9 protein-coding genes are annotated in these 7,905 nt (G+C 38.9%); 1 reads left to right on the top strand and 8 read right to left on the bottom strand.

Going from position 1 to position 7,905, the window contains the following annotated elements:
- Positions 1 to 358: 358 nt before the first annotated feature.
- A complete protein-coding gene (gene bcp, locus MVE01_RS03060; RefSeq protein ID WP_472560693.1) occupies positions 359 to 826 on the bottom strand; it encodes a thioredoxin-dependent thiol peroxidase in 468 nt (155 codons plus the stop codon).
- A gap of 63 nt (positions 827 to 889) precedes the next feature.
- On the opposite strand from bcp, the gene MVE01_RS03065 reads away from it, so the two are divergent.
- Entirely contained in the window at positions 890 to 1,096 is a 207-nt protein-coding gene (locus MVE01_RS03065; protein WP_472560694.1) for a hypothetical protein, read from the top strand.
- Between the two features lies 1 nt (position 1,097).
- On the opposite strand, the gene MVE01_RS03070 is transcribed toward MVE01_RS03065, so the two are convergent.
- From MVE01_RS03070 to MVE01_RS03100, 7 genes are all read right to left on the bottom strand, one after another.
- On the bottom strand, positions 1,098 to 2,732 hold the full coding sequence (locus tag MVE01_RS03070; protein ID WP_472560695.1) for a nitrite/sulfite reductase: 1,635 nt from the start codon (positions 2,730 to 2,732) through the stop codon (positions 1,098 to 1,100).
- Between the two features lie 33 nt (positions 2,733 to 2,765).
- Positions 2,766 to 4,208, bottom strand: a complete 1,443-nt coding sequence (locus MVE01_RS03075) for a S1C family serine protease (RefSeq protein ID WP_472560696.1) — start codon at positions 4,206 to 4,208, stop codon at positions 2,766 to 2,768.
- Positions 4,209 to 4,661, bottom strand: coding sequence for a 2-thiouracil desulfurase family protein (locus MVE01_RS03080; protein WP_472560697.1), 453 nt, complete (start codon positions 4,659 to 4,661; stop codon positions 4,209 to 4,211).
- Positions 4,662 to 4,676: 15 nt separating this feature from the next.
- The gene (locus MVE01_RS03085; protein ID WP_472560698.1) at positions 4,677 to 5,153 is read right to left on the bottom strand and encodes a DUF420 domain-containing protein; all 477 of its coding nucleotides are present in this window, start codon (positions 5,151 to 5,153) and stop codon (positions 4,677 to 4,679) included.
- The gene (locus MVE01_RS03090) at positions 5,153 to 6,580 is read right to left on the bottom strand and encodes an aldehyde dehydrogenase family protein (RefSeq protein WP_472560699.1); all 1,428 of its coding nucleotides are present in this window, start codon (positions 6,578 to 6,580) and stop codon (positions 5,153 to 5,155) included. Before MVE01_RS03090 ends, MVE01_RS03085 begins: the two co-directional genes overlap by 1 nt.
- Before the next feature lie 43 nt (positions 6,581 to 6,623).
- The gene (locus MVE01_RS03095) at positions 6,624 to 7,367 is read right to left on the bottom strand and encodes an Eco47II family restriction endonuclease (protein ID WP_472560700.1); all 744 of its coding nucleotides are present in this window, start codon (positions 7,365 to 7,367) and stop codon (positions 6,624 to 6,626) included.
- 1 nt (position 7,368) lies between these two features.
- A partial coding sequence (locus tag MVE01_RS03100; protein WP_472560701.1) for a DNA cytosine methyltransferase occupies positions 7,369 to 7,905 on the bottom strand: 537 nt, incomplete at its 5' end.

Consider the following 7,905-nt stretch of genomic DNA (forward strand, 5'->3'; position numbering starts at 1 on the left):
GTTTGGTGTCCGAAGTGTACTCCACACTCCAATAGGTCTTTCATTGTTACCATAATTTCTCCTTGGGTAATACATAACAGCCCAAGCCATCTACTAAAGACTCTAAAAGTCCATAGAACATAACTTAGGCTGGGTTAAAAGCATTGCTTCATCACTAGGTTTAATCCGCTGTAGTCCTCAATGTTCATGCTAAATCTAGCATCACACAACCGTGCAAGGAATAACTACATGTGTATTTTCCGTTATTCGCAAAAGAATAAGGAACGCGATTATACCGAAATATTTTTTAAATGAATATAAAATTTGAGAGACTTTAGAGAAGCACACCAAGACAGCGTGCTTTATTGTATTCTTAAAGTTAGTCCTGTAATTCTTCTAATTTTTCTTTAACAGCATCCACATGCCCTTTAACTCTTACTTTGCTCCATACGGCAGCTATTTTACCGTCAGGATCTATAATAAATGTAGAGCGTACCACACCCATATACTCTTTTCCCATAAACTTTTTAAGCTGCCATACACCAAAAAGATTGCAAAGTTCTTTATCCTCATCTGCAAGCAGTGTGATCTTAAGCTCTTTTTTCTCTATGAATTTTCTATGTTTTTCAGGAGAATCCGGACTTATCCCCAATACAATGGCATCAAGTCCTTCAAAGTCGGGAAGTGCTGCTGTAAAATCACAAGCTTCTGTAGTACACCCAGGTGTGTTGTCTTTAGGATAAAAGTAAAGGACTATCCATCTTCCCTTAATATCTCTTAGACATATCTCTTCTTCATCCTGATTTGGCAGACAAAAGTCCGGTACTGTTGTTCCTACTTCTAACATTTGAAATCCTTTAATTTCTAATTTTTAATTTCTAATTTCTAATTCATTCGGTAGTATATCAAAATGAATGTACAAACTAAAGAAGAATTGCTCAAAGAAATAGACAAACTCATCTCTTATGGCAAAGAAGACACAACGATCAGCCCTGATCTTTTGGCCTATCTCAGCACAGATGACCTCATCTCCATCAAAGCCAAACTGCTTAAAAAGGTGAATGTACTCTCAGAAGAGGACAAAGCATGGCTGGAACAGTTTAAGAAATATGAATAAACTATTTGTCATCCCATAATGCATGTTTCATCACATCGGTACTTTTTAAATAGTTTTTATCCTCTTCAAAAAAAGGGAAATCCGGTACTTGTATAAGTTTTTGATAGAGTACTTCTTCACAAGCCTGTTCTAAAATGATCTTTTCTTTCAAATAAAGTTTTGAAAGAAACCAGAGCATGACAAAGCCACTGCTAAGCGGATTGAGATATTTCTGAGAGAAACGTTCAAAATCATATTCGTTGCTTTCTTCATATGCTTCAATGATCACTTCTATCAATGCTGTTAAATGTCCTAATGGTACAACCGTAAAGACCAGCCTTGCAGGTGTGACATCTTTACTGTATTGTCCTCCCAGATAGACCCTTGCAGCTTTTTGTGTCTGACCAAAACTGTTGGTACGAAGCCCTACCAGACCAATGTCACAGTGATGGTGCCTGCCACACCCTTTGAGGCATCCGCTAAAACCCACTTGAAGTTGATATTTTTCAATCTTCTCTAAAGGTAAATAGGCAGTATCTGACTTAATGTCCCATAAGGAAAGTGCACAGTAATGACTTCCAGCACAAGCTGTTACATTAGAGGCACCCTGAATCGATGCAAAAGGCAGAGACTTCTCTTTTAAGCCTAAAAAATAAATGTTTTGGTCGACTCCGATCCTTATCTCAAGATTCTCTTTTTTTGTATACCTCAGGGATTCTTCCAATCTACCGATATCCACTTTCCCAAACTTGCTTTGAAGACAATAACCATAGCTTCCATCAGCCAATTTTCTATAAGATGAAAAAGAGGCTTTTTCTATGTGAAGTTCACCTCGCGAAATGATTGTTTTAGGATAAAATTCTGCAATATATTCCACAAACATTTCTATACCTATCTTTTCAAGAAGATGAAAAAGTCTTGTTTTGGAACGTGTACCCCTCAGACCGTAGGCTCTGTATGCTTTAGCTACTGCTTCAAACATAAGAGGTACCTCTTTGGCAGTCACAAAGATGTCGGCATCCTGTGCCACTTCAGAATTCTTCCCTCCTAAAAAGAGGTTAAATCCCCACTCCCCCTTTTTGGATGCCAAAGCAAAAAAAAGGTCATTTCCAAAAAAATGGGTATATGTCCCTGTTGTACCACAAATGGCAGTATTAAATTTTCTTGGGAGCATCCCCATCCACTCAGGACGATCCAAAAAAATATCTTGCATCTGTTCTATCAGTCCGAAAGTCTCTATTTTACTGCTTGCATCCATTCCATCATAAGGATCTGTGACAATATTACGAAAATTATCTGTAAATGTCTGTAGCGTAGTAAGCTTATTTTGCTGCAAAAGCTCCCATACGCCCAAAACATTCTTAGAAGAGAGTCCATGCAGTTCAAGCTGTGCACGTGCTGTAACAAGCAACTCCAGATCATATTTTTTACCTATTTGTACGAGGGTATGCAAAGTAAGATACGTTATCCTGCCTGCTGCAATGCGTATACGCAGTGTAAAACTTTCAGGTCTTAATTTACTGTTGTAAATACCGTAGTTCTTAAGGTAAAAACGCTCCTCTTCATTCAGATCTGCAAGATTAAGCGTCTTAATATACATACGGAAATCATAGGGTACAAGGTGCGCTTTGGCTCTTTCTATCTTGTTGGTTTTCATCCAAAAACCTATGGAAGACACTTTATCAATATGCTACTTTTTTCGTAAATCAATTGATTTGTCAAATTCAATATTATACTTTTTGAGTATATCGTCTTGTTTTATTTTAGCTTCCTCTTTATCGATCACTACTTTTACACCATCTTTATCTTCCAAAATAATATACTGCCCTTTTGCCGCTTCCATTTTTTCATAAAATTCTTTAAAATCTTTAAATGCTTCTCCGTTGACCTTATCAATGGGCCACATACCAAAGCCATTGTCTCCACGGCTTATATCTGAGGCAAGTACTTTAAGAAGTACAACTACCTCTTTCTTTTCTTTGGTTTGCCATTTGGTAGCAAGATAGCTTAACTTTAAACGGTTACGATTGGTTGAACGGATGAGATTTCTTGTCAAGGGAGAGAAGACATACCCACCATAGATCACATACGTAGGCATTTCATCATAACGGGTGGTTTTCACCAGATACATATCGTCTGCAGTATATTTCAAAGGTGCATCTATCTGCATTTTTTTACCCTGACGTATAATGTCAAGGTTGACACTGTCACCCATCTGATGTCTATCAATGTAATAATAGTAATCTGTATATTCATGTTTTCTAAAAGAGACCGTACCGTCATTCTCAATACGATGACCATCCACTGCGGTGATAATATCTTCTTCCTGCATGATACCCTTTACTGAAGAGTTGTACATAATCATATCGACCAGTTTACCCGTGACATTCTCATCCAAGTGATAATAGCGTCTGAGTGTCGGGTTCTCCAACTTCTGTGTTCCCAAACCAAGATCAGCAAATCCATCATAGTGACCATCTTTCATATCATCAATGAAATGTTTAACCATACTTACCGGTACCAGATACCCTATATTTTGTGATTTTGAGATGACCTGCATGACCACACCCACTATCTTACCTCCAGAGAGTGCCGGTCCACCACTGTTTCCTGGATTGACTGCTGCATCCACCTGTATAGAGAGAAATACTTCCCCGCTATGCGCATAGGTATGGTGCTCTATGCGTGAAACTACACCAATCGTTGCTGAAAGCGTATTTCCTCCCATCGGGTAACCGTACACTACGATCTTCTGTTCAATATTGGGCAATTTACCGAACTGTAACGGTACAACACCTTTAAAAAAACTTTTCTCTTCCACTTTTAAAAGTGCCAGGTCTGCCTGATGGGAAACGGCATACACTTTTGCAATATAACGTTTTCGCTGTCCGTACCGCTGCACTTCCATAAATGCCTGGTTGGCGACCACATGAGCATTGGTCAAAATGAAACCACCCTCTATAATGGAACCTGAACCAGTACTGCGCTGCATAGAGCTGCTCCATGGTGCCAGATAATTTGGTATTTTGGAAACCGTATATATTTTAACGATTGCCTGTTTTGTAATGTCTTCTGCTTGGGTATTGGCATGTAAAAGAAGTGTACTTATCCATAGTATCCATAATAATCTCATTTAACCCTCTTCCTGTTGTGCTGTAAAATCTTCTGCATCTATCGCAGGTATCTTTCGTATTTTAGCCTCTTTTGCCATAAGCCCAGCCTCTTTTTCACCAAGCATATTTTTTTCACTGTCGTACAGTTTTGCCGAACAGACCCCACAACTTGGACTTCTGTCTTTACCTATAAAAAGATCAATGTCAGGGTGCATCTGAAAAAAACTTTTGGCATAGGCAGTCACCGGTCCACCCAGATCAGCTCCTGTTAGATTACTGATCGCTTTGACTCCCTGTTTGGTCTGCACAAGATCCATGGAAGGTCTGGGAGTTCCATAGCAGAAATCCTCCGGACAAAAAGGAATCAGCACAGCATCTTTCAGCAGAGTTATAAGGCTTTCATCTTTTTTGATCTCTGCATTGTAGCGACAGTTGTTTCCCAAAAGACAGGCTGAAATGGCTATTTTTTTCATAAATACCTCAGATACTTAAAATACGAATAAAAGCAAATATACCCATATACCTGTTAAAGCAGTCAGAACGATCCCAGTAAAGGTACGCAACCCTGCTTTTCTATGAGAACGGCTGTAGGGACCAGGCAGTCCTCTTTCATAATCTCTTTTTGCCTTAAGCAGTGTACTTATCCAAATACCGAGTGTCAATACGGAAATGATAATGTGTATCACCAGTACTGCAAAAAGATAATCATGTGATACATGTGTACCTTTCACAAAGGCTTCATATCCTCCGCCTAAACGTACACCATATTCAAAATACCCTACGATTAACACAGAAATAAGAAATATCACTGTTTGCATAGTTCCATGCAGTGTGTAGTTGCCTTTTCTTGCAAAAGAGATAGCCATACCCACCAACAACGGAAGCACGGCAACAATCAATGTAACCATATCCATAAAAAATGGTGCTCTTGTCCCTAAGAAACCCGATTGAAACATAAAATCCATTAGCAGATCACCACGCTTTTGATCTCTGTGAACTCTTCAAGTGCCCATTTGGGACCTTCTCTACCTACACCGGAAAGTTTACTTCCACCATATGGCTGCACGTCAAAGCGCAAAGTTGGGATATCATTGATCACCACACCTCCACACTGTGCATCCTCTATAAAAGATCGTGTCTGTTTTAGATCATTGGTAAAAATGGAGAATTGCAATCCAAAAGGAGAATCATTCATTTTCTCTATCGCAGTATCATAATCGGGTACAGATACAAGGCTGACAACAGGAGCAAACACCTCTTCACAAATAATCTTCATCTCATCAGTTACATCTGCCATCACCGTAGGTGGAAAGATACCTTCTACCGCTTCTCCTCCGGCAATGACCTTTGCCCCCTCTTCTTGAGCAGAAGCAACCCAGGCATTCGCTCTTTTGTTCGCCTCATCATCGATCAGCGGTCCCATAAACGTATCTTCTTCATACGGAGATCCGACTTTGAGTTTTTTTGTCTCCTCTGCCATAAAGCCGGCAAATACCTCATATACTTCGACATTAACATAAATACGCTGTAAAGAGATGCACACTTGTCCGGAGTTGACAAATGCACCAAAAGCACACCGTTTTGCAGCCAATGCAAGATCTGCACTTTTATCAATGTATGTTGCTGCATTTCCACCAAGCTCAAGACTCACTTTTTTGATCCCCGCCTGCTTGGTAATAATATTCCCTACAGGTACGGAACCAGTAAATGAAATAACCCTTGGAATACTGCTTTGAACCAGTGCAGCACCTATTTCTGCATCTCCATAGACCACAGAGAGTGCATCCTTTACCGCATACTTAGAGGTGACAAATATCTTAGCCAGCATATAAGCTGTCATCGGTGCTTCGGGTGTCGGCTTGAGAACTACAGCATTTCCTGCTCCCAGTGCCGGTGCTATTTTATGGGCAACAAGATTGAGCGGGAAATTAAACGGCGTGATACATGCTACTACACCAACCGGTTCACGTTTGTAGTACGCCAAAGTTTTCTTACCGCTTGGCATAATGTCGGTAGGGATGGTCTCCCCTCCCATATTTGCCAGCTCAAGTGCTGTCAATTTAATGGTCTCTGCACACCTGTCTACTTCTATACGGGAAAAAGTAATAGGTTTTGCTACCTCTTTGGAAAGCATTATTGCAAATTCTTCTCTATATTCCTGCAACTTGTTTACCACATCTTCCAGCCATAAAATACGTTGTGATAGATCTGTTTTGGCTGCAACTTTGGCTGCTTCTTTTGCAATGCTAAGTGCTTTCTTTGCATCTTCTGCATCACACAACGGTGCAATACTCACTACGCTACCATCAAAAGGACTTGTACGTTCTTGTTGTTGTATTTTATTCTCTTCATGTGAACCAAAAAATATTTTAGCTTGGGCAATATTTGACATATATAGTCCTTGTGTAAAATTATTTGATTATAGCAAAGATAGATTATATCTCTAACGTATCAAAACCTTCATATTTAGAAAATGCCAAAAGATAGAGACTTTTGAGTAGATTTGGAGAGATAGCACGCAACTCATCAAAAACTGTATTTTCCACTGTTCCTTTCTCTAAGGTTTCAATCACATCATCCAGTACAGTAGGCAACACTTCACACAACTCTCTAAATGCTGTTGCATATCCAGTGACTATCTCATAAAATTTATCCATAGAGACCCTACGAATATTTTCATGTACATATTGCTCACCATTAATACTTATTTTCCATGGAATATTTTGACTCTGTTTGGCTATCACTTCTACTAGCATACAGGTAATATCTGCACCTTTTAAAATCTTGCTTTGCATAGCTATATAAGTCTTTTGTGCTGAAGATGAGTTCATTGTGTTATGTTTATTTTTCATCTCTACATAGGTTTTCTTCTGCTCATTGACAAGATCAAAACCTTGATTAGGTACTTCCCAACCTTCACCTATATACTTAAAGATATTTTGATGAAAATAACCAATATGATTGGTATTTGATTTATCCATCTGGCGAATAATTTCAAGTTCGATAGTCTCTTCTAGACTTTTCCCATAGATTTTACTATCAAACGTAAGTTTAATAGGGTCAATCAAATTTTTATTGAACTTTTTCAAGTCAATAGCAAACCTATATTTCTCTACTGTCTCTTTGACATGAGTAAATAAATCTTTATCCTTGATAAAAGCTAAATTATAATTCTGCATTCTATAACTTTTCTATTTGATTGAGTGTTTTTATAAGTGAAGTCCCTAGTGCAAAAGCTAAATTTACAGGCACAGCATTACCTATTTGCTTGTACTGCTGTGTCATGGAACCTTCAAATATCCACTCATCTGGGAATGTTTGTATACGGGCATATTCACGTACTTGAAACGGACGAGTCTCTTCAGGATGACAACGTTCAGTTTGCTTTTGTGCAGGAGAGCAGGTAAGTGTAAGACACGCTTCATCCCATGCTATACGCCTGGCGATACCTGTTTTGCCACCACCCAAATAAAAGCTCTTCATCATGTACTCTTTTTGAAGCTTCAAAGGTAAATCTCTCCAGTAACCACCCGCAGGTACAAGGTCAAGTACTTTTTTCTTTTTTTCAGGATATTCTTGCCCTTGTGAGGCAGGAACATCACAAGTAAAAAGTTCTCCTTTTTTGAGTGCATCTTTTAAAGTATATAACTTTTCACTGGCTTTAGGCCATTCAAATGTCACCTTAGAAGCATACTCTTTTTTTATACCCACTATAAA

The sequence above is a fragment of the Sulfurovum sp. genome, from assembly GCA_026990595.1.
GTDB lineage: Bacteria > Campylobacterota > Campylobacteria > Campylobacterales > Sulfurovaceae > Sulfurovum.